The sequence below is a fragment of the Flagellimonas sp. 2504JD1-5 genome (genome assembly GCF_053618295.1).
Map to the genome: position 1 here is coordinate 1,942,247 of NZ_JBSIOU010000001.1, position 25,379 is coordinate 1,967,625.

Sequence of the window (25,379 nt, forward strand, 5' to 3'; positions counted from 1 at the left end):
CAACCTTTATTTGATCATCTCATAGCTTCGGGCTATAAAGCTGGTCAGTTCCTCTCCTTTTAGCAATCCTTTGGACAATCGGGCCAAATCGAGTGATTGATTGATCAATCGTTCACGTTTTTTAGCTGTTTTTGTATTTAAGATTTCACCTACCAACTCATGATTGGTATTAACAATGAGGTTATACATTTCCGGCATATTTCCCATTCCGAACATACCTCCACCTCCGGTCTGCTGCATTTCTTTCATTCTTCGCATAAACTCCGGTTCAGTAATGATAAATGGAGAAGCGCTGCTGTCCATAGCTTCCATTTGAATGGTATATCCTTTTTCTTTGATTACCTCTTCGATTTCGACTTTTAGCTTTTCCCTCTCCTCATCGGATAATTTTGAAATGGCATCATCCTCTTTTTTAATAAGATTATCAACATGGTCGGCATCTACACGGGCAAAGGACAATTTTTCCTTGGAAGTCTCCAATTTTTGCATCAAGTGGGACACAATTGGAGAATCTAGCAACAATACTTCATAACCTTTGGTTTTGGCAGCTTCAATATAACTGTGCTGGGCTTCTTTGTCCGAAGCATAAAGCACCACCAGTTTATCGTCCTTGTCGGTTTGGTTCTCCTTTATCTGCTTTTCAAGTTCTTCGAAAGTGTAAAACTTACCATCAACCGTAGGGTAAAGCGCAAATTTGTCAGCCTTTTCAAAGAATTTTTCATCAGAAAGCATTCCGTATTCAATTACCACTTTGATGTCGTTCCATTTTTGCTCAAAATCTTCACGATTATTTTTAAACAAGGAATTCAATTTATCGGCAACCTTTCTTGAGATGTAAGAAGATATCTTTTTTACGGCACCGTCAGCCTGCAGGTAAGACCTTGAAACATTCAATGGAATGTCAGGAGAATCGATGACTCCACGGAGCATGGTCAAAAACTCAGGAACAATACCTTCGACATTGTCGGTGACAAAAACTTGGTTTTGGTAGAGTTGGATCCTGTCTTTTTGAATGTTAAGGTCGTTGGTCAACTTTGGAAAGTAAAGGATTCCTGTTAGGTTGAACGGATAGTCCACGTTCAAGTGAATGTTGAACAACGGCTCCTCAAACTGCATTGGGTATAACTCTCGATAAAACGACTTATAATCTTCATCCTTTAGGTCCGCTGGTTGCTTGGTCCAAGCCGGATTTGGATTGTTTATGATGTCATCGACTTCTTGGGTTGGAGCAGGGTCATCCTCTTTTGCATCCTCTGGCTTTGGAAGTGTTTCTGTTTTGGTACCAAATTTAATGGGGATTGGCATAAACTTGTTATACTTGGTCAAAAGCTCCCTGATTTTGGCATCTTCCAAAAATTCAGTGGAATCATCAGCCACATGAAGTATGATTTCCGTACCTCTATCTTTTTTCTTTGATTTTTTTAGATCGAACTCGGGAGAACCATCACAAGACCAGTGAACCGCAGGCTCATCTTTAAAACTCTTCGTAATAATTTCTACCTTATCCGCAACCATAAATGCAGAATAGAACCCAAGACCAAAGTGACCTATGATTCCCGCATCCTTACCAGAATCCTTATACTTATCCAAGAATTCCTCTGCACCTGAAAAAGCAACTTCGTTGATATATTTTTTGACCTCATCCTCGGTCATCCCAATACCCTGGTCAATGATTTGGATACGTTTTTTGTCCTTATCCACCTTTACCTCAATCATCGGATTTCCATACTCAACTTTAGCTTCACCTATCGAGGTAAGATGTTTTAGTTTTAAAGTTGCATCGGTTGCATTGGAAATTAGTTCGCGCAAAAAGATTTCGTGATCACTATATAGAAATTTTTTGATCAAAGGAAATATGTTCTCTACAGAAACATTGATTTTACCTGTTGCCATGTTTTTAGTTTTCTTTTGTTTTTTTCAGTGTGACAAAAAAAATACCAGACTTACGTATATGACAAACTGACATTTTGTGGCATTTTGAGGGGAAATTAAAACTTTAACATTATTTTGTTTAATAAAAATGTATAAATATTAAACAAAAATATTATATTTGAAGTGTTGTAGAAATTGCTATGAAATTGAATCATGCTACAACAAGTTTGTTTATTTATTGGTTAGGTTGTTGAAAACGCATTTTCGCCAGGAGATGCGTTTTCTTTTGTTGTGAATAATTGTTTTACTATAAAATAGTATAAATGAACAAATGTTTGGTTAAAAAATTGAGATTCGTTAATGTTGACGTTATTAGAGTACCTTATTTTGTGTTTTCTTAAACTAAAATTGGCAAGGAAGATGAACTATTTTTATGCTATCTTCATACTACCTTGGATATATTTTTTACTTTTCCATTGAATAGCCAAGAGCTTTGTAAGTAATTACCTAAAGTATATTATATGTACAATTCAAAAATAGCAGGCCTCGGTTTTTATGTGCCTGAAAATGTGGTGACCAATGAGGATCTATCAAAATTGATGGAGACCAGCGATGAATGGATTCAGGAGCGAACCGGTATAAAAGAGCGAAGACATGTTGTTAAGGGAACCGATACCACCACATCTATGGGGGTTAAGGCGGCAAAAATCGCCATTGACCGGGCTGGAATTGACAAAGATGACATTGATTTTATTGTTTTTGCCACACTTAGTCCAGACTATTACTTTCCAGGGCCTGGTGTTTTGGTTCAGCGTGATTTGGGACTAAAAACTGTCGGCGCATTGGATGTTCGAAACCAGTGTTCGGGCTTTGTTTATGGCGTTTCCGTGGCGGACCAATATATTAAAAGTGGAATGTACAAAAACGTTTTGGTAATTGGTTCTGAGCTGCATTCACATGGGTTGGACATGACCACAAGAGGTAGAGGAGTATCGGTTATTTTTGGTGATGGCGCCGGAGCTGCTGTGTTGACCAGGGAAGAAGATACCTCAAAAGGAATTTTATCCTCCCACTTACATTCCGAAGGGCAGCATGCCGAGGAGCTTTCATTGATCGCACCAGGAATGGGCAAAAGATGGGTGACCGATATTATCAATGATGAAAATCCTGAGGATACTTCCTACTATCCCTATATGAATGGTCAATTTGTGTTTAAAAATGCGGTGGTACGTTTCAGTGAAGTGATTATGGAAGGCCTGCAGAAGAACAATTTGGGCCCGCAAGATATTGATATGCTGATTCCACATCAGGCCAATTTACGTATATCCCAATTTGTGCAGAAGAAATTCGGACTTTCCGATGACCAGGTGTTCAACAACATCATGAACTATGGAAACACTACGGCAGCTTCAATCCCAATTGCTTTGACGGAAGCTTGGGAGTCGGGGAAAATCAAGGAAGGAGATGTTGTGGTATTGGCTGCTTTTGGAAGTGGATTCACATGGGGGAGTGTCATCATAAAATGGTAGGGTTTTATGGCCAGAAAACTTGATAAACTCAATCAACCCCTTATCGATTTCATACAACAGCAAAGAATCTTTTTTGTGGCCACGGCCATGGAAGAAGGTTCCATCAATCTTTCTCCGAAAGGACTGGATTCCTTAAGGATTATTAATGAAAATAAAGTGGTTTGGTTGAATCTGACCGGCAGTGGCAATGAAACAGCGGCTCATTTAGGCCATAATGACCGAATTACCATCATGTTTTGTGCCTTTGATGGTGACCCCATGATTCTAAGGTTGTATGGCGCAGCCAAAACACACACCCATGCATCCAAGTTTTATAAAGACAATATTCATATGTTTCCACCGATAAAGGGAGGCAGACAGCTTGTTGATATCCATATCGAAATGGTTCAGATTTCTTGCGGAATGGGTGTACCTCTAATGGAGTATAAACGGGAACGCCAAGGTTTAGTGGACTGGGCTGAAAAACAAGGCGATGATGGACTAAAAAAATACTGGAAGACTAGAAATAGCACAAGTTTGGACGGGCATTCCATAGAAAATTAGTATCAAAGTAAAACCCCGATCCGTAGGATCGGGGTTTTTAAATGATAAACCTTGAAAAGACTAACCAACCAACATGCTATTCAAGGAATACCAAATACATTTTATAAGATTCCACCACCGGATTGCTTGGTGTTATTATCTCTTCGCTTACGTTGTTTGGCCCTGTATTTGCCACCGCCAAATCGGTAGTTGAGCCCCACATAAACATTGTTGCTTTCCCAGTTGAACCCACCTTCTTGCAGGTACGGGCGTTGACCGTCAAATCCAAATCGCATCGTATTGAAAATGTCGTTGTAGTTAAAGCTCAATGTACCTTTGCCCTTAGCGAAACTATATCTGGCCCCAAGGTTTACAAAATACATGGGTCTTATCTCGAACTGAAGGGTCCTGTTCTGTCCTCGGTAAAAACCAAAGGCCTGCAGTGTAAGCTTTTTATTTACTGTGAAGCTGTTGTTCATTCGTAGATTCCAAGCGGTGTTGTCCACTTCTACATTCTCTACGGTAATGTCCGCTTCCGTAGGATTGGGGACATCCGGATTTAAACTTTCCGTTATACCACGTTGGGTTTGGGAATAAAAGTCAAAGCTTCCATTGATGTTCCACCATTTTGTGGGTTTATAGTTTGATGAAAATTCAAAACCATAGGCCGAGGTGTTGTCAAAATTGTCAAATGTCAATATCAATTTGTTGAAATCCAATCTGTCCACATAAACCGCTCTATTGATTTCATCTGATATGGATCTATAAAAAACTCCAGTAGTAATACTTCCATTTTTGATTCTTCGCGTATAGTTGGCCTCATACGAATTTGTAAATTGAGGCTCCAAGCTTGGATTTCCAAAGGAAGAAATCAAAGGAGTGGCCCATTCTCGAATAGGATTTACCTGTCCCAGACCTGGTCTGTCTACCCGTTTGCTGTAACTCACTTGCCATTGGTCTTTTTCATTGGGGTTATACGTTAAGAAGGCAGACGGATAAACCTGAGTGTATTTATCGGTAAACGCTCTCACCGTATTAGTATCCGCTTTAACTTCAACATCCTCAATTCGTACTCCTACCTGATAGGACCATTTGTCTCTTTTTTGACTAAAGGTAGCATAGGCCGAATAAATATCCATATTGTACACAAAGTCGGTACTTGGTGTTGGAATCAAATCTCCATCGGAATTAAATGATAGGCCAGTTGAGGAGTAATCCACATCGGTCTCAAAGTTTCTGGATTCCAGTCCCACTTCGATTTTGGAAATGCTATCAAGCGGATTTACATAATCCAAATTGGCAATGGTCTGTGTTCTTTCTGTGTCCACAAAGTCCATGTAGTTAGGGAACAATGATGCTCCTGATGTTCTGAAATCGGCATCCTGTCCACTTTCAAACTGGTTATGGTCCACTTCCAGTTCTATATTATGACCCTCTTTTTCAAAATCGAGCTTATAGTCAAAGTTGTATTGCTCACTTCTGTTGTCGCTCACATCGCTGAAGAATTGGGTCACATTTCTAGGCAGGTCATTAAAATATGTTACTCCCGTGATACCCGTTCCTGTTCCATCAAATATGTTCTGATTGGTAAATACTGAAATGGTGTTCTTGTCATTCAAATAAAAATCCACCCCTACTTTATACAAATGGGATTTATTGTTGTTGAAGAAATCAAATTTCTGCAATGAGTTTTCGTCCAACCTCAATATGGTCCCGTCGTTTACGTATTTACCAATATTGTTACCATAATTCCCATAAAAATTGAATTTTCCATTGCGGTAGTTCATGTCGATTGAAGAATTGAATTTGGCCTCGATACCTTTGGTAAGCCCTGTTGTAATACTTCCATTGAAACCAATATTGGCATTTTTGTGCAAAACTATATTGATGATTCCGCTCATGCCTTCAGGATTGTACTTGGCAGAAGGATTGGTGATCAATTCAATCGATTTAATGGATGTTGAAGGTATTTGTCTCAATAATTGAGCTACGGGGACATTGGATAACTTTCCATCGACCATAACCCTTACGTTGGAATTACCGCGCATGGTGATGTCACCAGTTTGCGAATCCACATTAACCGAAGGAATGTTGTTCATAATATCCGATGCAGTGGCGCCTGCAGTGGTCAAATCTTTGCCTACATTGATTACTTTACGATCTACGCGTTGTTCAATCGTGGTACGTTCCGCAACCACCTCAACCTCGTCAAGTTCGGAGGTTTCTTCCATTAGAGTGATGGTGCCGACATTGACTTTCCGATTTCGTTTATCAATGACCAATTTCTGGGAATGTGTCTTATAACCAATAAATTGAACTTCAAGAACAAAAGAGCCCTCAGGCAATTTTTTGATTTCAAAGGTACCGTCATCGGCAGTAATTCCACCGGTAATGGTCTCGGAACCATCTTCAGATTTTATTACAATTGCCGCATAGGCTACGGGTTGATTTAATGCATTGTCCAAAACAACCCCAGAAATGCTACCGATAGGAGGTTCATTGTTGTTTGTTGTTGCCCAAAGATTAGAATGTGCGCCATACAAAAACAGCGCGAAAAGTAGAAATACTCTTTTCATGAGTTCGTTTTTTTGATTGATTGATGTTGTCTACAAGACGAGGATATTTCTAAAATGTTACATCAGAAATACGCTTTAACATTTTTTAACAGAACACCTCAGAACTTTGATGTGTAAGATAGTTGGGGAAAACCCTACAAAAGATAACCCTGACTCCCGATATTAATCAGAACGCCAGGGTTTTTACATTGATAAGCTATACTAAACACTAACCATTAACTATAAAAAATACAGACTTACCAATGATTAAATTTATACGTACAATAGACGGTTTTTTTTTGGAATAGTTACACGGTTTCGTTTAGTTTAACACATAAATTAACAAATGGATAACACACTTGTTTTCGGAGCATCATTAAATCCAAGTAGATACAGTAATTTGGCAATCCATAGATTGGTTGCAAACCAAAAGGAAACTGTCGCGTTTGGGGTGCGCAAGGGAACTGTTTCCGGTATACAAATTACGGACAACCTTGATGATTTACAAAATATCCACACCATTACTTTGTATTTGAATCCGCAAAGACAAAAAGAATACTACGATAAAATACTTGATCTTAAGCCCAAAAGAGTGATTTTTAATCCCGGTACCGAAAACTCTGAGTTTGCCCAAATGCTTTCAAATGCAGGTATTAAGGTCGAAAATGCTTGCACCTTGGTTTTATTGGCTACGGGGCAGTATTAGGATTAGGATTCTTGGTGCGTATCAGCCAAAGTCCTATAAATGTGAGAATCCCATTTAAAGGCAACAGTTCATAACCCATTATATATCCTCCCAAATGTTCTGAAGGAATGTTGGCAATGGCCCAAATGATCAAGACAGAGAATAAACCAACCAACCAAACATATTTGTCCCTAATTTGGTGTTTGGTAAAGATTCCGAACGCAAAAAGTCCTAAAAGTGGGCCATAGGTGTATCCTGCAACGGTTAGAAGGCTATCAATTACATTGCTGTTTAAAATGTATTTAAAAGAGATAATGACCAAAATGAGCATCAGGCTCATGACAATATGCGTACGTTTTCTTGTTTTCTTCTGGTTTTCTTCAGCTTGTTGTTCCACATTTAAAAAATCCACACAAAAGGAAGTTGTCAAAGAAGTTAATGCGCTATCGGCACTGCTATAGGCTGCTGCGATGAGTCCTAACATAAAAGTAATTGCCAAAGTCAATCCCAAACCACTGTTTAGGGCAATTTCAGGGAATAAAAGGTCAGATTTTGGTTTTTCGTCCATTAATGGGATGGAAATCCCATTTTGATTTGCATAAATAAAAAGTAAAGCTCCCAATAACATAAAAAGGAAGGTCACACCCACTAGCACCAAACTAAAGGAGACCATATTTTTTTGTGCATCTTTTAAGGTTTTACAAGTGAGGTTTTTTTGCATCATGTCTTGATCCAATCCTGTCATGCATATGGTCACAAACATTCCCCCAATAAAAGATTTGATAAAATGATTCCTATCTAACAAGCTATCGGTGAAAAGAAATTTGTTGTAGGTCTTTAATTCTTCAGAAGCTAAAAATTCACCAAAACTCCAATCGAGTTCTCGATTAATGAATATTATTGACAATATAACGGCCAGAATCATAAACAAAGTTTGCAGCGTATCGGTCCAAACAATGGTTTTAATTCCTCCTCTATTTGTATAAACCCAGATTAGGGCAATTGAAATAATAACGGTGAACTCGAACCGAATACCCAAATCGTCAAAAACAAACTGCTGCAGTACTATCGCGACCAAGTATAACCGAAATGCTGCACCCAAAACTCTGGATATAAAAAAGAAAAAAGCCCCTGTTTTATGGCTTACAGTACCGAATCTGTCCAGCAAATATTCATATATGGAAGTGAGGTTATATTTATAATATAAAGGCAAGAGCACATATGCCACTACAAAGTATCCAAAAAGATAGCCAAGCACTACCTGCATATACCCAAACTGGGAAGCTTCGACCCATCCCGGTACTGAAATGAAAGTGACCCCAGAAAGTGAGGCTCCCACCATTCCGAAGGCTACCAAATACCAGGGTGATTGTTTTCCTGCCTTAAAAAAATCTGAATTGGAATCATTCTTTCCCGTGAAATAGGAAATGATCATCAACACTAAAAAATAGGCGCCGATGAGCAAAAGAATCTGAGTGGCCGACATAGATTGTATTTGATTTGCAAAATACAAAAGTAAATCGGTAACTCTAAAATTGTAATTTTGCCAAACAATAGGAGGTATGGAGTTTTCATCGAAAATCTTGGAAAATGCAGTTTACGAAATGTCGCAATTGCCCGGTATTGGTAAACGCACTGCATTGAGACTGGTGTTACATCTGCTCAAACAGCCTGAAGAACGCACAAATCTACTGGCCAATGCCTTGGTGAAATTGAGAAGTGAAATCAATTTTTGCAAGACCTGCTCCAATATTTCCGATACGGAAGTATGTGAAATCTGTTCCAATAGTAAAAGAGATAGGACACTGGTATGCGTTGTGGAGGATATCAGGGATGTAATGGCCATTGAGAATACCTCACAATATAATGGTCTTTATCACGTACTTGGTGGTAAAATATCGCCAATGGAAGGCGTAGGTCCACAAGATTTGAATATTATTTCCCTAGTGAAAAGGGTTAAGGAAGAAGAGGTGAAAGAGCTTATTTTTGCGTTGAGCTCTACCATGGAAGGGGATACCACCAATTTTTATATTTACAAACAGCTTGAGGGAATGGATGTTGTAACATCTACCATTGCCAGAGGGATTTCGGTTGGTGATGAATTGGAGTATGCAGATGAGGTTACTTTAGGAAGAAGCATATTGAACCGGGTTCCCTTCGAAAACTCGATTAAGGCGAGTTAAATTTGAACGAAATAATACACATAAATTAAAAATATGAGGATTTCTTTAGTATTTTTGCAAAATATAAGTCGATATTACCTCGTTAAATAAGAATATGTCAAAGTTTGAGTTGAAATTACCGCAGATGGGAGAAAGTGTTGCCGAAGCAACATTGACCACTTGGTTGAAAGAAGTTGGAGATACCATTGAATTGGACGAAGCTGTATTTGAAATTGCAACGGATAAGGTTGATTCTGAAGTGCCCAGCGAGGTAGAAGGAGTGTTGTTGGAGAAACGATTTAATATCGATGATGTCATCAAAGTAGGTGAGGTAGTAGCCGTAATCCAAATAGAAGGAGATGCTCCTGAGGTAAGTAGCAATGGTACCGACATGGTTGAGGAAATAGAAGATGTGGAAGAACCGGTTGCCGTGTTGGAAACCCAAATGGCCCAGGTTCAAGAAACCGTTTCTAGTACTACTCAAGATTTTTCCAGCTCTGAGCGTTTTTATTCCCCATTAGTGAAGAACATTGCCAAAGAAGAAGGAGTTTCAATGGAAGAGTTGGAATCCATTATTGGCACAGGAAAAGAAGGCAGGGTCACTAAAAATGATATAAAGGCATTCCTTAAAGATAGGTCTGCCAATGGTAGTGCTCCTGTTGAGGCTGCACCTACTGTGGATAAAGTGGTTCAGGCTCCAACGGCGATGGAAACAACTAAAACCACTCAAACAGCGCCTAAGGTTGCAGCTGTTACAGTTGCTGAAGGCGATGAAATTATTCCATTGACAAGAATGGGCAAACTTATTGCCCAACATATGGTTGATAGCGTATCCACATCGGCCCATGTCCAAAGTTTTGTGGAAGTTGATGTGACCAATGTGGTCAATTGGAGGAACAAGGTCAAAAAAGAATTTGAGCAAAGAGAAGGAGAAAAACTAACCTTCACTCCAATATTTATGGAAGCTGTTGCAGTGGCTTTGAAGAAATACCCGATGATGAATATTTCCTTGGATGGCGATAATGTCGTAAAAAAGAAAAATATCAATTTGGGGATGGCAGCAGCACTTCCCGATGGCAATTTGATTGTTCCTGTAATTAAAAATGCCGATCAGCTCAATTTGGTGGGAATGGCTAAAACCGTGAACGATTTGGCAAATAGGTCACGTAACAACCAATTAAAGCCCGATGAGATTAAGGGAGGTACCTATACGGTGACCAATGTTGGTTCCTTCGGAAGTGTTTTTGGTACGCCCATTATCAATCAACCCCAGGTTGGAATTTTGGCTCTGGGAGCCATTCGAAAAATACCATCGGTCATAGAAACCGATCAGGGAGAGTATATTGGTATACGAAGCAAAATGTTCCTTTCCCATAGCTACGATCACAGAGTGGTAAATGGAGCTTTGGGTGGAATGTTTGTAAAGACCGTGGCCGATTATCTCGAAGCTTGGGATATAAATAGGGAAATCTAAATCGAAAAAGCAACTTTTTTCTTTCCACTATTATTAACTTAGAGGCGTAATTCAATGCATTTGTCAATGAAATATTTTGCCTCTATAAATTTGGCCTTACTTTTTTTATTTAGCGGTTCAATGTTGGCTCAGGACCATTCCGACTATCAGAAAAAAACCTTTGAAAAGGATGGTGAATCCATCCCCTATCGGATACTTTTTCCTAAAGATTACAATCCTGCCGAAAAATATCCATTAATTCTGTTCTTGCATGGTTCAGGAGAGCGGGGAAGCGATAATGAGGCCCAATTAGTTCATGGTTCCAAATTGTTTTTAAAAAACGAAGTAAGAGATAACTATAAAGCGATTGTGGTTTTTCCACAATGCAAGGCCCAGAGCTCTTGGGCAAAAGTGGACTCAGAAGGAGAATTTCCCAATAGAGAGTTCATTTTCTATAAAAATGGTGAAGCCACCAATGATATGATATTATTGGAAGGGCTGCTAAAGCATCTGAAAAAGACCTATAAACTGGATAAAAATAGAATGTATGTCGGTGGACTTTCCATGGGGGGAATGGGCACTTTCGAATTGGTAAAAAGAAATCCAAAGGTTTTTGCCGCTGCATTCCCGATTTGCGGGGGAGCCAACCCTGAAATTTCCAAGAAACTTAAAAAACCACATTGGTGGGTCTTTCATGGAAGTGCTGATCAGGTGGTACCTGAAAAGTATTCGTCCCAAATGGTAGATGCCATGAAAAGAAAAGGAATCAATGTCAAGTATTCCGTCTACGAAGGGGTGGGGCATAATAGCTGGGACAACGCCTTTGCCGAACCCGAATTGTTATCATGGTTATTCTCTAAATCCAAATAAATACATGGAATTACAACTTACAAAACCAATTTGTTTTTTCGATTTGGAAACAACAGGTACCAATGTTGCAAAAGATAGGATTGTTGAGATTTCAATTTTAAAGATTTTTCCCAACGGCAATAAAGAAAGTAAAACGTGGTTGGTGAACCCGGAAATGCCCATTCCGCCAGAAGTGATTGCCGTGCACGGAATTTCGAACGAAAAAGTGGCCAATGAGCCTACTTTCAAACAACTGTCCAAGGAAATCTATAAAATGGTCAAGGACAGTGATTTGGCTGGATTTAACTCCGACAGATTTGATATACCCTTGTTGGCCGAGGAAATGTTAAGAGCTGAGGTGGATTTTGATATGAAAAATATGATGTCCGTAGATGTGCAGACAATCTTCCATAAAATGGAAAAGCGCACCTTGGGCGCTGCCTATAAATTCTATTGCAATAAAGAGCTCGAAGATGCCCATAGCGCAGAAGCAGATACAAATGCTACCTACGAGGTGCTAAAGTCGCAGTTAGATCGATACCCTGAATTGGAAAACAATGTTAAGAAACTGTCCCAATTCACGACTCGCAAACAATCATTGGATTTTGCCGGATTTATAGGCATAGATGAAAATGAACAGCCCATTTTTGCCTTTGGAAAGCACAAAGGAAAGACCGTAGATGAGGTCATGGAATCGGAACCGGGCTATTTTGGATGGATTTTAAATGCCGATTTCCCATTGTATACTAAAAAAGTACTTACCCAAATCAAGCTAAGCAAGCTGAATAATAAACTGTCTTAATAATAATTAAATTGATTGGTGATGAAGCTGATATGTATCGGTAGAAACTATGCTGCCCATATTGAAGAATTGGAAAATGAACGACCCAAGGAACCCGTGGTTTTTATAAAACCGGATTCCGCCATTTTACCAAAAGAACAGGATTTTTATATCCCGGAATTTTCAAACGACATACATTATGAGGTCGAAGTTTTGGTAAAAATAAAAAAAGTGGGAAAGCATATTGCGAAGCAATTTGCCCATACCTATTATGATGAAATAGGACTGGGAATTGACTTCACGGCAAGGGATGTTCAAACTGAGTTAAAAGCCAAAGGTTTGCCTTGGGAAAAAGCTAAAGGATTTGATGGGTCAGCCGTTGTTGGTAAGTGGTTGCCAAAGAATAAGTACGAAAATATGGACAAACTGGGGTTTTCCTTGTTAAAAAATGGGGAAAATGTGCAAAAAGGCAATACATCCTTGATGCTGTGGAAGATAGATGAACTTATTGCCTATGTATCCACCTATTTTATGCTCAAAAAGGGCGATATTTTGTTTACTGGCACTCCAGCAGGTGTTGGTAAAGTAAGTCCAAATGATTACCTTTCAGGTACACTTGAAGGAGAGCAAATGTTTGAAATTACTGTGAGATAATGATTTACAACCTTGACAAAGTAAATGAAATGGCAGAAGGGGACCAGGACTTTATAACCTCTGTTATTTCTGTATTTTTGGAAGAAGTCCCGGCCGATTTGGAAAGCTTGGAAAAAGCAATAGAAGAAAGAGACTTTGAAAACATGTACAAGCTTGCCCATAAGATAAAACCCAATGTGGATTTATTGGGAATGGAGCAAACCAGGGCCACTGCACTTGAAATAGAGACCCTTGGAAAAAATACTACCAGCATCGATGAAATTGAGAAGAAATTTCCTTTGCTAAAAAAAGATGTACTTCAGGTAGTGTCCGAGCTAAAAAAAGATTTTAATCTGTAAATGCAGGCCGAGATCATCACCATTGGGGATGAGATTCTCATTGGTCAGATAGTGGACACCAATTCTGCTTTTATTTCTAAAGAATTAAACAAGATTGGCGTTTCGGTCTATCAGATCACCTCTGTGCAAGACAGTCGGGATCATATTTTGGAAGCGATGGCCACTGCGGGAGCACGTTCGCAATTGGTGATTATCACTGGGGGCCTTGGTCCTACAAAAGATGATGTGACCAAGCATACCCTATCTGAGTTTTTCCAAGATGAATTGGTAATGAATCAAACTGTGCTGGAGCACATTGAATTATTGTTCGAAAAGTATATTTCTACACCAATCTCTGATTTAAACAGAAAACAGGCGTTGGTTCCCTCAAAGGCAACCGTTTTAAAAAATTCCTACGGAACCGCTCCTGGATTGTGGATGAAGAAGGAAAGTACAGTCTATGTATCGTTGCCCGGAGTGCCCTTGGAGATGAAATATCTGATCAAAGATGTAGTGGTCCCAAAAATTGTAAAAGAATATGAGCGACCCCATATTTTACATAAGACCATACTTACACACGGGCTTGGAGAAAGTGCCATTGCGGAAAAAATTGAAACATGGGAAGATAATCTTCCTGACTTTATAAGTTTGGCCTATCTTCCAAATTTGGGCCGTGTAAGACTTCGATTGACTGCAAAAGGGAACGACAAGGAAGTATTGGACATAGCCGTTAAGACTGAGGTTGAAAAATTGTATCCTTTAATAGGGGATATTATTTATGGTGAAGATGATGAAGATACCATTGAAGGTCAAATTGGGAAATTGTTGACCCAAAAAGCAATGACTTTGGGAACCGCCGAAAGTTTTACCGGAGGTAAATTGGCAGAGCGAATAACCTCTGTCCCAGGTGCTTCAGCCTATTTTAAAGGAACTGTGGTAAGTTATGCGACAGAAGCCAAAATCCATCTTTTGAATGTTCCAGAAGAAGTGATAGACCAACATTCCGTTGTCAGTGAGGAAGTGGCCATTTGTATGGCGGAAAATGTTCGCAAAATCCTTAAAACGGATTTTTCTATTGCGACCACTGGTAATGCCGGACCTACCAAAGGAGATTCAGACGCGGAAGTAGGTACCGTGTTTATCGCCATTAGCTCACCAAAGCATACTTTTGCAAAACAATTCACCATGGGAAATGAGCGAAAACGCATTGTTCAAAAGTCTGTAAACAAAGCATTTGAATTGCTGGCGAAAGAAATTTTAAATTTCTAAAAAAGAATTTTGTGCATCCGATTAAATTGCCATAAATTTGCAGCCTCAATAAAATCACTCAAAAGTTAGGGAGATGTCTAAGATTTGTGAAGTAACAGGTAAAAAGGTGATGTTTGGAAACAACGTTTCCTTCTCTATCAATAAAACCAAAAGAAGATTCGATGTAAATATTTCCAAAAAGAGATTTTACATTCCAGAGGAAGACCGTTGGGTTACCCTTAACGTTTCATCAAGAGGTTTAAAGATCATCAACAAAAAAGGAATCGCTGCTGTTTTAAAGGAAATCAATTCCAAGAAATAAGTAGATAAGATTTTAAGTACGATACAATGGCAAAGAAAGGAAATAGAATTCAGGTTATTTTAGAGTGCACAGAGCATAAAGACTCTGGTATGCCCGGTACTTCAAGGTACATCACCACAAAGAACAAAAAGAACACGCCAGACAGGATGGAAATTAAGAAATTTAATCCAATCCTTAAGCGTATGACCATTCATAAAGAAATTAAGTAATTAGGTTTTTTACGAAGTAAAAGCCAAATCATAAAAAGTAAGCCATGGCAAAGAAAACAGTAGCAACACTTCAGTCATCATCAAAAAGATTGACCAAGGCCATCAAAATGGTAAAGTCTCCAAAAACGGGCGCTTATACATTTGTAGAATCGGTTATGGCACCAGAATTGGTCAACGACTGGTTGAACAAGAAATAATTCAATACAACATAAAGATTTCAAAGCCGCTTTAATAGCGGCTTTTTTCGTTTTAAAGCTTATTTTTTATCTGGAAAACTGAAATTGGCTTTAACAAAAACTCCCCTTACTTTCCTATCTTTGGCGATTGATGATGAATGCATATGAGCTTGTTTAAAAAAATATTCTCTTCAGATAAAAAGGAGACCTTGGACAAAGGTCTGGAAAAGTCAAAGACCAGCTTTTTTGGTAAACTGAGCAAAGCTGTGGCCGGCAAATCCAAGGTTGATGATGAGGTGTTGGACAATCTGGAAGAAGTTTTGGTCACTTCCGATGTTGGTGTGGATACGACCCTGAAGATAATTGAACGTATTGAAGAACGTGTTTCCAAGGATAAGTACATGGGGACGGAAGAACTCAATACCATTCTTCGAGAAGAAATTGCCGGTTTGCTTTCTGAAACCCATGTTGGTGAGGATACGGAGTTTACTGTTCCGTCCGATAAAAAGCCCTATGTAATTATGGTGGTCGGCGTAAATGGTGTAGGGAAGACCACTACCATAGGTAAATTGGCGCATCAACTCAAAAACCAAGGTTTAAAGGTTGTGTTGGGCGCTGGAGATACGTTTAGAGCAGCGGCCATAGATCAGCTGGAAGTTTGGGCCAAACGGGTGGATGTCCCAATCGTGAAACAAAAAATGGGAAGTGACCCCGCTTCCGTCGCCTTTGATACATTAAGCTCAGCAGTGGCAGATAATACCGATGTGGTTTTAATCGATACCGCAGGACGATTGCATAATAAGGTGAATTTAATGAACGAACTTTCCAAAGTAAAACGGGTGATGCAGAAAGTGGTTCCCGATGCTCCGCATGAGGTTTTGTTGGTTTTGGATGGTTCCACTGGACAAAATGCCTTTGAACAAGCAAAACAATTTACAAAGGCCACCGAAGTTACCAGTCTGGCCGTCACCAAATTGGATGGTACTGCAAAAGGCGGGGTGGTCATCGGAATTTCAGACCAATTTCAAATTCCTGTAAAATATATTGGGGTAGGTGAAGGGATAGAGGATCTTCAGGTCTTCAATAAATACGAATTTGTAGATTCCTTTTTCAAAATCTAGCAATTGGCCTTCTTACTTAAATAGGCAAATATTCCCTAAATTTAGTCGGCATAGCACTAAACCATGGGAAGAGTACATTTGTTCGAATTTGAGGATCAAAAATGGTTCCCAAATTTTCTACGCGATTACGGTACTGATTTCCTTCAGTTTTTATCCAATAAAACCAAGCTTTACAAACCAATTATCCCTGTAATCGAAAAGGGATTAAAGGCCTCAGGAACTAATAAAATAGTGGATTTGGGCTCAGGAGGTGGAGGTGGATTACTTTGGTTAAATTCAGAACTTAAAAAGACACATCCAAACCTAAAAATTGTACTCACCGATTATTACCCGAATATCAAAGCTTTTGAATATACCAAAAAGCAGGCGGAAAATTTTGAATATATCACCACTTCGATTGATGCTAGAAATGTTCCGGAAAGTTTGATGGGGTTTCGAACCCAGTTCCTATCCTTACATCACTTTAAACCTAAGGATGCCAGACAAATATTACAGAATGCGATGGACTCCAAAAGCGCAATTGGCGTTTTTGAAGCCCAAGAGCGAAGCGTTCCCAGTATTTTGGCCATGCTTTTCTCACCCATTTCTGTTTTATTGACGACTCCATTTATAAGGCCTTTTAAGATTGGTAGGCTGATTTTTACATACTTAATTCCCATTGTTCCGCTGTTTGTACTTTGGGACGGTGTGGTTTCCTCCTTACGAACGTATTCTGTTGAAGAAATGAAGACTTTGGTAGATGGTTTGAAAAACATGGAAAGCTACAACTGGGAAATTGAAAGGATAAAATCTGGCCCAGGAGTGTTGCTGTACCTTTTAGGAACCCCAAACCCAACAAGTTGATGATAAAAAAATATGGCTTACTCTTTCTTCTTGCCTTTAGTATTTGTAGTTGCACAAAAAGTAAGAGAAATCCAACTTCAGATTCAAAGGTCATCAAAATTGCCTGTGTAGGTAATAGCATTACATATGGAGCAGGAATGGCCAATCGCGAAAACAATGCCTATCCGGTGCAATTGCAACATATGTTGGAGAACACGTACGAAGTAAGAAATTTTGGAATCAGTGGCAGAACATTACTTAAAAAAGGAGATTTCCCCTATTGGGAGACCAAGGAATACCAACAAGCATTGGATTATGACCCCGACATCGTGTTGATTAAATTGGGCACGAATGACTCCAAATTGCAAAATAGAGTTCATTTGGAAGAATTTGAAATAGACTACAAATCGCTAGTGGACGCTTTCAAAAGTCGAAACAAAAAAACAAGGGTAATTTTGATGTTACCGTTGCCCTCACATGCAAATGACAGCGCTGGAATTTGGAACCCAATAATCAAGGATGAAATTATTCCAAAAACCCAAAAAGTAGCTTATGATTTGGGATTGGAAACTATTGACTTTTATCAACTGTTCGCAGGTAACCCAGGTTTAATGCCCGATAAAATACATCCTTCCTCGCTTGGAGCAACCATAATGGCCAAAAGAACTTATGAAGTGGTAAAACAGGAATCCAAAACTTTTGAGTTGATTCAGGAATTACCGATTGAAAACCCCAAAAAATCAAATTTTTATGGTTTTGATCAATATGATTTTGAACTAGAAGGACTCCAGCTTAAGGTTGTTCAACCTAAAAATGCGTTAAAAGATAAACCTTGGGTTTGGAGGGCGCGTTTCTTTGGACACGAACCCCAAACCGACATTGCGTTATTGGAAAGAGGGTTTCATGTAGTCTATTGTGAGGTGGGCACCTATTTTGGCAATTTGGAAGCTGTGGAACGATGGAACAAATGTTACAATATCATGATAAAGGCTGGCTTGAATCCAAGGCCCGCTTTGGAAGGAATGAGTCGAGGAGGTTTGATCATCTATAATTGGGCTGCACAAAATTTGGATAAAGTTACATGTGTTTATGCCGATGCCCCCGTTTTGGATGCACAAAGTTGGCCTGGGGGTTTTGGAGAAGGAAAGAGTAGCCCTTCTGATTGGGAACAGGTCAAAATAAGATACGGATTGACTTCCGACACCTTGCCATCTAATTTTGATGGTTGGCCGATGTACAAAGCAGAACTTTTTGCTCAATCGGGTATTCCAATGCTACATGTGTGCGGGGACGTAGATGAGGTGGTTCCTGTTAAGGAAAATACACTTCCTTTTGAAAAGAAAATTGATTCACTAGGCGGTAATATCACAACTATTTACAAAAAAGGAGTGGGTCATCATCCCCATAGTTTGGAGAACCCGACTCCTATTGTCGATTTTATTCTACGTTCAACCGGCCATAAAACCAACTTTGCTGTCATTCCCGCTCCGGGCTCGGAATATAGGTCGGCTGCAGGATGGGCCGAAGGCAAGGGTTGGTGGTCTCAGGCGAGACAAATTGATTCGCTCTGCCAAGTATCAAAAGATGTTGATTTATTATTGATTGGCAACTCCATTACCCAAGGTTGGGGAGGACCACGAAGCTACGTTACCTACAAGCCGGGACAGGCCGCGGCCGATTCAATTTTTAAAAACCTGAAATGGATAGGTGCTGGTATTTCGGGAGACCGAACACAACATATTGCTTGGCGCCTTCAAAATGGAAAATACGAAGCTTGTAAGCCAAAAATGGTAAGTTTGGCTATTGGGGTTAACAATTTTCCAGATGATTCGGTGGATGAGATTGTTGAAGGACTTAAAAGTACATTGAAAATCGCAGAAGAAAAATTTCCCAAAGCGACCATTCTTTTCTTTGGACCCCTTCCAACAGGTTTGGACCCGATATCGGATAGAAGGAAGAAATACAGAGCAATTCATACCAAGCTTGCAACTTTGGATTATTCAGAAAATGTGAAATACCATAATTTGGAGGAATATTTCAGCAATGCGGATGGCACCTTAAATGGCAATGATTTTAGCTTGGATGGAATTCACCTTCAACCCAAAGGATACGAAACTTGGGCAACCTATATTCAGAAACAGATAGATGAAATTAACCAACAATAAAACCTTATAAGATGAAAAAATTACTCTTTTTGATTTTTGTATTACTGGCCAATGTCAGTTTTGGCAAGATATGGACCCCTACGATTCTATCCGATAATATGGTACTGCAACAGCAATCTGAAGCTACCATATGGGGTTGGACAACAGCAACCAGTGAAACCATTACGATTATAGGTTCCTGGAACAATATGGAAGTCACAGCCAAGGCGCATCAAGGCGTTTGGTCTGCGCAATTGCCAACTCCGATAGCTGGAGGGCCTTACACATTGACTATCAAGGGCCATGAAGAACTTGTATTTTCAAACGTAATGATCGGCGAAGTGTGGATTGCCTCCGGGCAGTCCAATATGCAGTGGACGCCCAATATGGGGTTGGATAATTCTGAAGAAGAAATACAAAAGGCAAACTATCCCAATATACGCTTCTTTCAAGTGCCGCAACGGAAATCAACCACGCCCCAAGATGATACTCCGGGAGAATGGGTTTCTTGCTCACCTGAGACTATGCAGAACTTTAGTTCCGTGGCTTACTTCTTGGGAAGAAAACTTCATAAAAATATGTCGGTGCCCATTGGTTTGATCAGTTCCAATTGGGGAGGTACACCCGTGGAGGTCTGGATTCCCGAAGAGCGAATTGCAGCGGATAAAGAACTAAATGATGCGGCCAAGCAAATTTCCGAGTTCGAATGGTGGCCGCACCTTCCGGGAACAGCTTATAATGCTATGATTCATCCCTTGCTAAAATTCAATATAGCCGGAGCTATTTGGTATCAAGGCGAATCGAACCGTGCAAATTCAAAATCCTATTATAAATCATTCCCATTTTTAATTGAATCTTGGAGAGACCTTTGGAAAAACGATTTTCCATTCTACTTCGCCCAGATTGCTCCGTTTGATTATGACAAGGATAAAAAGGACATTAAGGCAGCGGTAGTCAGAGATGCACAGTTACAAACTATGCTTACTGTTCCAAACACGGGAATGGCCGTTACCAACGACATTGGAAACTTAAAGGATATTCATCCTACAAACAAACAAGAAGTGGGAAGACGATTGGCGCTTTGGGCCTTGGCCAAAACCTATGGCGTCAAAGATGTGCCGTATAGCGGACCTGTTTATAAAAGCATGGAAGTCAAAAAGAATAAAATCATATTGACTTTTGACCATGCCGATGGTTTAAAAATGAAAGGAAAGGCATTAAAAGAATTCTATATAGCTGGTTCGGACAAGCAGTTCCATGAAGCAAAGGCTAGAATCAAAGGAAGCACCGTAGAGGTATCCTCCTCAAAAGTAAAAAAGCCAATGGCGGTCCGATTTGCCTTTTATGACAAGGCCTTGCCAAATCTGTATAACGCTGCAGGATTACCAGCCTCCGCCTTCCGGACAGATGATTGGGAAATTAATATTGATTGATGAAAAACATGGCTCTAAGACTTTTGACCTTGGTTCTTTTTTCTTGTTTTCTGCATAGCAATGCTCAGATCAGGCATCCAAAGGCAAGTCCTTTTTCAATGGTGGAACAAGAAATTGGCTTATCAAAAATAACCGTCAAATATTCCCGTCCCGCTGTAAAAGGCCGCCAAATATTTGGTGGACTCGTTCCTTATGGTAGAATTTGGAGGGTGGGAGCCAATGAAAGCACCAAAATTACGGTAAATGCCAATATGACCATTTTGGGCAATACCTTACCAAAAGGCACATACGCTTTGTACGCTTTCCCAGAATTGGATACCTGGGAGATAGCGTTTCATGCCAATACCACACATTGGGGTGACGGTAGAAAAAATTACAACCCAGAAGAAGATGTATTTCGTATTTCCGTTAAACCTCAAAAAATACCCTATCACCAGGAGAATTTCTTGATTTCTTTTGATTCTATCACTCATAATTCCGCCCAAATGTACTTGGTATGGGCCAATGCTAAAGTCGCCATTCCCTTTGAAGTGGATACGCACGCCCAAATGCAGTTGGAAATTGTTAAGCAGATTGTGGAAAATCCGACTGCGCAAACCTATTATGAAGCTGCCCGATATCTTCAGGAACAGGACATGGATTACCAAAGAGCTTTGAATTATTTGAGCAAGGCGCTGGAATTGGGCGGCGACACCTATTATTTCCATCGCGTTAAATCTTTGGTAGAGGCCAAATTGGGAGATTACAGGTCTGCAATTAAATCGGCCAAAAAATCATTAAAAATTGCAGATGGATTGGGCAAGGACGAATTTGTTCGGATGAATCAAAAAAATATTGATGTCTGGAAAAAACAATTAAAATAGCAATGCTTTTTAAAAAGAAAACATATCGATTCACGTGGGCTGTCACCCTACTTTTTTTTACGCTTCAATCCTGTCAATTCTTGGAAAAGAAGGATGAGAAGGTCAAAGAAGAGACTGTTACACCTGTTGAGGTAAAAGAAATAGAAGAAGTTACAGAAGAAAAACCACTCTGGATTCCTTACAATGATTCGACTGAGGTCGCTCAAAATGCCAATCATGAAAAGGAACGAATGCGTTATAAATTCATTCAATCCAGGGTATTGGATAAAAATGAGGTTTTTACCCCATTGCATGTCAAAGTTTCTGGGTTCTCCATGGAGAAATATGAAACGATGAAGCCTTTGGTCTTGGAACAAAATATACCGACTATCCAAAAACACATTTCCGAAGAAAAGTTTAGTTATGAGGATTTGGTTCTCTTTTATCTACATCGCATTTATACTTACGAATTACCCAATGAAACTACCTTGAACACTATCATCGCCCTGAATAGAAATGTTTTGGAGGACGCCAGAGCTCTTGATAAGAATTCGGAGGGCCACCATCCCATTTATGGCATGCCAATTTTGTTGAAAGATAACATCGGGGCGGATGGCATGAATACTACCGCTGGGTCCCTTGCTTTGCAACACAACCGAACGGATGATGCATTTATAGTAAAACGACTCAAAGAAAATGGTGCCCTGATATTGGGCAAAGTCAACCTAAGTGAGTGGGCCAACTTTATTTGTGAATGTCCGAATGGGCAGAGTGCCGTCGGTGGTCAAACCTTGAACCCATATGGACGACGGGTTTTTGATACTGGAGGCTCAAGCGCGGGAAGCGGAACTTCAATTGCTGCAAACTATGCCGTTGCGGCTGTGGGTACCGAAACATCCGGATCCATTTTATCTCCATCCGGCCAAAATTCTGTTGTTGGGATGAAACCAACCGTTGGCCTTCTGAGTCGAACGGGAATAGTTCCAATTTCGAGTACGCTGGACACCCCTGGTCCAATGACTAAAAATGTGATTGATAATGGAATTTTATTGGACGCCATGCGCGGGTTTGATATCAGCGATGACAAATCCGTTCAAGCTGCCTGGCCCGAACAATGGTACGCAGAAAAAACTATCCTTAAGGGTAGGCGATTTGGGGTTTTTAAAAACTATATGGAAAATGACTCCACCTATCGTGCAACAATGGAGAAGTTGAAAGCAGCAGGAGCGACCATCATTGAATTTGAGCCACCAGAGGTGAAATTTGACGATTTTCTTTCCATTTTGAATATTGATATGAAGAACGACCTACCGGCATATATTGAAACCCAAATAAAGAATAGGGATTCCATTGCCATAGCAAATGTGCAGGATGCTGTGGAATTTAACAAACAAGATAGTACGGTTCGAATACCTTATGGACAGGCTCGTTTTAATGGAATTTTAGCCGACACCACTTCTGCAGAGGGACTTATGGAGATAAAAAAAAGATTGAGAACCAATGGCCGCACCTACTTTAATGTTCCCATGAACGAACACGGATTGGATGCCATTTTATCTATCAATAATTATGATGCGGGAGCAGCGGCTGTAGCTGAATATCCAGCGTTGACCATTCCTATGGGATATAAGAATTCTGGCGAGCCCGTTAATCTTACGTTTATCGGAAAGCAATATCAAGAAGGAAAACTCTATAGTATGGGAGCCGCATTTGAGTCATTGATCCAAGCCCGAAAAATTCCTGATGGGTATAAGGAATGACCTCATGGTTTCAATGGGATTAACTTTTGTACTTTTGCACCCCATTTATAGGAATTATGCGAACAAAATCCCTTAAAAAGAACAAAATCAATGTGGTTACCCTGGGTTGTAGCAAAAATGTCTACGATTCTGAGGTGCTTATGGGCCAATTAAAGGCCAATAACAAAGATGTGGCACATGAAGAAGAGGGCAATGTGGTGGTCATCAATACCTGTGGGTTCATCGACAATGCCAAAGAAGAGAGTGTCAACACCATTTTGGAATATGTTCAAAAAAAGGAAGCAGGGGATGTCGACAAGGTTTTTGTAACCGGATGTCTAAGTGAGCGCTATAAACCAGATTTGGAAAAAGAAATCCCCAATGTGGATGAATATTTTGGAACCAGTGACCTTCCAAACTTACTAAAGGCGCTTGGAGCGGACTATAAACATGAGTTAATCGGGGAACGATTGACCACAACCCCCAAGAACTACGCCTATTTAAAAATTGCGGAGGGTTGTGACAGGCCATGCTCGTTTTGTGCCATTCCCTTGATGCGGGGAAAGCACAAAAGCAAGCCCATTGAAAAACTAGTGGAAGAATCGGAAAAACTGGCTGCTAAAGGAGTTAAAGAATTGGTTCTAATTGCCCAGGATCTAACTTATTATGGGTTAGACCTTTATAAAAAGAGAAATCTTGCCGAATTGCTTCAGGCATTGGTCAAAGTCGATGGCATCGAATGGATTCGTTTACATTATGCATTTCCCACTGGTTTTCCGATGGATGTGCTGGAGGTCATGAAAAATGAACCAAAGATTTGTAATTATATCGATATCCCCCTTCAACACATTTCAGACTCCATCTTGAAAAGCATGCGAAGGGGAACCACCAAGGCAAAAACAACAAAGTTGTTACAGGATTTTAGGGAGGCCGTCCCTGAAATGACAATACGTACCACTTTGATTGTTGGATATCCTGGGGAAACCGAGGAGGACTTTCAAACCTTAAAAAATTGGGTAAAGGAAATGCGTTTTGAGCGATTGGGATGTTTTACCTATAGTCATGAGGAAAATACACATGCCTATTCTCTTGTCGATGATGTCCCTGAGGAAACAAAACAACAACGGGCCAATGAAATTATGGAACTACAATCGCAGATTTCTTGGGAGTTGAATCAAGAAAAAGTGGGAAAAACGTTCCGTTGTATTATCGACAGAAAAGAAGGTAACCATTTTGTTGGGCGAACAGAGTTTGATTCTCCCGATGTGGATAACGAAGTATTGATCGATGCAACAAAGCACTATGCGCAAATTGGTTCTTTTATCAACATTGAAATCATTGAAGCTTCGGATTTTGATTTGGTTGGCGTTCCAGTCGGTCAATAATCGATAAATTTTTTGATAAATATCATAATTGGTTTTTTGAGTTTATTGTAGATTTGGTAGGTTCAATTCTAATCAAAAACACCAAATTATGGTCACCACAGCCAACGACCGTAGGGTCAAAATTAGCATTACACTTTTACGAATTTTAATCGGATGGCACTTTTTGTATGAGGGCATCGTAAAATTGTACAATCCAGAATGGACTTCATTTGGGTACCTCGCCTCTGCGCAAGGGCCTTTTAAATCGATTTTTCATTCCTTGACCGCACCTTCATTGATAGATTGGGTGGATACCATGAATGTTACAGCACTTTTGGTCGTGGGAATTACATTCCTTCTTGGAATTTTTGAAAAGAAAGGGGCTTTGGTCGCTATTGCCCTTTTGAGTTTATACTATCTGGCCCATCCATCTTTTCCTGGGATCCAGCAAATCAATGTGGAAGGTAATTATTGGTGGGTAAACAAAAATTTGATTGAACTAGTGGCCTGCGTTGTTATTTACAACTATCCGACCGCCCGTTTTTTTGGGCTTGGGCATTTTAAAAAGGACAATTAACCA

24 protein-coding genes are annotated in these 25,379 nt (G+C 39.8%); 21 read left to right on the forward strand and 3 right to left on the reverse strand.

The window, feature by feature from the left end; genetic code table 11:
- Window positions 1-6: 6 nt before the first annotated feature.
- Window positions 7-1,893, reverse strand: a complete 1,887-nt coding sequence (gene htpG, locus ACULLG_RS08605) for a molecular chaperone HtpG (protein ID WP_452126346.1) — start codon at window positions 1,891-1,893, stop codon at window positions 7-9.
- A gap of 500 nt (window positions 1,894-2,393) precedes the next feature.
- On the opposite strand from htpG, the gene ACULLG_RS08610 reads away from it, so the two are divergent.
- Window positions 2,394-3,401, forward strand: a complete 1,008-nt coding sequence (locus ACULLG_RS08610) for a 3-oxoacyl-ACP synthase III family protein (protein WP_452126347.1) — start codon at window positions 2,394-2,396, stop codon at window positions 3,399-3,401.
- Between the two features lie 6 nt (window positions 3,402-3,407).
- Window positions 3,408-3,944, forward strand: coding sequence for a pyridoxamine 5'-phosphate oxidase family protein (locus tag ACULLG_RS08615; RefSeq protein ID WP_452126348.1), 537 nt, complete (start codon window positions 3,408-3,410; stop codon window positions 3,942-3,944).
- Between the two features lie 101 nt (window positions 3,945-4,045).
- Here ACULLG_RS08615 and ACULLG_RS08620 read toward each other — a convergent pair whose 3' ends face one another.
- A complete protein-coding gene (locus tag ACULLG_RS08620; RefSeq protein WP_452126349.1) occupies window positions 4,046-6,499 on the reverse strand; it encodes a TonB-dependent receptor domain-containing protein in 2,454 nt (817 codons plus the stop codon).
- A gap of 325 nt (window positions 6,500-6,824) precedes the next feature.
- On the opposite strand from ACULLG_RS08620, the gene ACULLG_RS08625 reads away from it, so the two are divergent.
- Window positions 6,825-7,184 carry a CoA-binding protein gene (locus tag ACULLG_RS08625; RefSeq protein ID WP_452126350.1) on the forward strand — a complete coding sequence of 120 codons (360 nt, stop codon included), beginning with the start codon at window positions 6,825-6,827 and terminating at the stop codon, window positions 7,182-7,184.
- On the opposite strand, the gene ACULLG_RS08630 is transcribed toward ACULLG_RS08625, so the two are convergent.
- Window positions 7,168-8,649, reverse strand: a complete 1,482-nt coding sequence (locus tag ACULLG_RS08630) for a sodium:solute symporter (protein ID WP_452126351.1) — start codon at window positions 8,647-8,649, stop codon at window positions 7,168-7,170. The two genes, ACULLG_RS08625 and ACULLG_RS08630, sit on opposite strands and share 17 nt — an antisense overlap.
- Before the next feature lie 76 nt (window positions 8,650-8,725).
- On the opposite strand from ACULLG_RS08630, the gene recR reads away from it, so the two are divergent.
- The 18 genes from recR to ACULLG_RS08720 all read left to right on the forward strand — a co-directional run bounded on the left by recR (window position 8,726) and on the right by ACULLG_RS08720 (window position 25,376).
- Window positions 8,726-9,346, forward strand: coding sequence for a recombination mediator RecR (gene recR / locus ACULLG_RS08635; protein WP_452126352.1), 621 nt, complete (start codon window positions 8,726-8,728; stop codon window positions 9,344-9,346).
- Window positions 9,347-9,440: 94 nt separating this feature from the next.
- Window positions 9,441-10,799: a dihydrolipoamide acetyltransferase family protein gene (locus tag ACULLG_RS08640; protein WP_452126353.1), complete on the forward strand. Its 1,359-nt coding sequence runs from the start codon at window positions 9,441-9,443 to the stop codon at window positions 10,797-10,799.
- A gap of 66 nt (window positions 10,800-10,865) precedes the next feature.
- On the forward strand, window positions 10,866-11,648 hold the full coding sequence (locus tag ACULLG_RS08645) for a carboxylesterase family protein (RefSeq protein ID WP_452126354.1): 783 nt from the start codon (window positions 10,866-10,868) through the stop codon (window positions 11,646-11,648).
- Between the two features lie 4 nt (window positions 11,649-11,652).
- A complete protein-coding gene (locus ACULLG_RS08650; RefSeq protein ID WP_452126356.1) occupies window positions 11,653-12,429 on the forward strand; it encodes an exonuclease domain-containing protein in 777 nt (258 codons plus the stop codon).
- A gap of 21 nt (window positions 12,430-12,450) precedes the next feature.
- Complete coding sequence (locus ACULLG_RS08655; protein WP_452126357.1) at window positions 12,451-13,062, forward strand: fumarylacetoacetate hydrolase family protein; 612 nt, start codon at window positions 12,451-12,453, stop codon at window positions 13,060-13,062.
- Window positions 13,062-13,400 (forward strand): Hpt domain-containing protein, encoded by a 339-nt coding sequence (locus tag ACULLG_RS08660; protein ID WP_452126358.1) that lies wholly within the window; start codon window positions 13,062-13,064, stop codon window positions 13,398-13,400. The genes ACULLG_RS08655 and ACULLG_RS08660 overlap by 1 nt, the downstream gene beginning before the upstream one ends.
- Window positions 13,401-14,648: a competence/damage-inducible protein A gene (locus ACULLG_RS08665; RefSeq protein WP_452126360.1), complete on the forward strand. Its 1,248-nt coding sequence runs from the start codon at window positions 13,401-13,403 to the stop codon at window positions 14,646-14,648.
- Window positions 14,649-14,721: 73 nt separating this feature from the next.
- Complete coding sequence (rpmB, locus tag ACULLG_RS08670) at window positions 14,722-14,949, forward strand: 50S ribosomal protein L28 (RefSeq protein ID WP_452126361.1); 228 nt, start codon at window positions 14,722-14,724, stop codon at window positions 14,947-14,949.
- A gap of 26 nt (window positions 14,950-14,975) precedes the next feature.
- Window positions 14,976-15,158 (forward strand): 50S ribosomal protein L33, encoded by a 183-nt coding sequence (gene rpmG / locus ACULLG_RS08675; protein WP_073181589.1) that lies wholly within the window; start codon window positions 14,976-14,978, stop codon window positions 15,156-15,158.
- 44 nt (window positions 15,159-15,202) lie between these two features.
- A complete protein-coding gene (locus ACULLG_RS08680; protein ID WP_073181591.1) occupies window positions 15,203-15,355 on the forward strand; it encodes a DUF4295 domain-containing protein in 153 nt (50 codons plus the stop codon).
- A 143-nt stretch (window positions 15,356-15,498) separates the two neighbouring features.
- A complete protein-coding gene (gene ftsY, locus ACULLG_RS08685) occupies window positions 15,499-16,455 on the forward strand; it encodes a signal recognition particle-docking protein FtsY (RefSeq protein WP_452126362.1) in 957 nt (318 codons plus the stop codon).
- A gap of 63 nt (window positions 16,456-16,518) precedes the next feature.
- Window positions 16,519-17,298 (forward strand): hypothetical protein, encoded by a 780-nt coding sequence (locus ACULLG_RS08690; protein ID WP_452126363.1) that lies wholly within the window; start codon window positions 16,519-16,521, stop codon window positions 17,296-17,298.
- The gene (locus ACULLG_RS08695) at window positions 17,298-19,442 is read left to right on the forward strand and encodes a GDSL-type esterase/lipase family protein (protein ID WP_452126364.1); all 2,145 of its coding nucleotides are present in this window, start codon (window positions 17,298-17,300) and stop codon (window positions 19,440-19,442) included. Before ACULLG_RS08690 ends, ACULLG_RS08695 begins: the two co-directional genes overlap by 1 nt.
- Window positions 19,443-19,453: 11 nt before the next feature.
- Window positions 19,454-20,854 (forward strand): sialate O-acetylesterase, encoded by a 1,401-nt coding sequence (locus ACULLG_RS08700; RefSeq protein WP_452126366.1) that lies wholly within the window; start codon window positions 19,454-19,456, stop codon window positions 20,852-20,854.
- Between the two features lie 8 nt (window positions 20,855-20,862).
- The gene (locus ACULLG_RS08705) at window positions 20,863-21,717 is read left to right on the forward strand and encodes a DUF2911 domain-containing protein (protein WP_452126367.1); all 855 of its coding nucleotides are present in this window, start codon (window positions 20,863-20,865) and stop codon (window positions 21,715-21,717) included.
- 80 nt (window positions 21,718-21,797) lie between these two features.
- Window positions 21,798-23,456 (forward strand): amidase family protein, encoded by a 1,659-nt coding sequence (locus ACULLG_RS08710; protein ID WP_452126368.1) that lies wholly within the window; start codon window positions 21,798-21,800, stop codon window positions 23,454-23,456.
- A gap of 56 nt (window positions 23,457-23,512) precedes the next feature.
- Complete coding sequence (rimO, locus tag ACULLG_RS08715) at window positions 23,513-24,820, forward strand: 30S ribosomal protein S12 methylthiotransferase RimO (RefSeq protein ID WP_452126369.1); 1,308 nt, start codon at window positions 23,513-23,515, stop codon at window positions 24,818-24,820.
- Window positions 24,821-24,908: 88 nt separating this feature from the next.
- Window positions 24,909-25,376: a DoxX family membrane protein gene (locus ACULLG_RS08720; RefSeq protein WP_452126370.1), complete on the forward strand. Its 468-nt coding sequence runs from the start codon at window positions 24,909-24,911 to the stop codon at window positions 25,374-25,376.
- Window positions 25,377-25,379 lie beyond the last annotated feature (3 nt).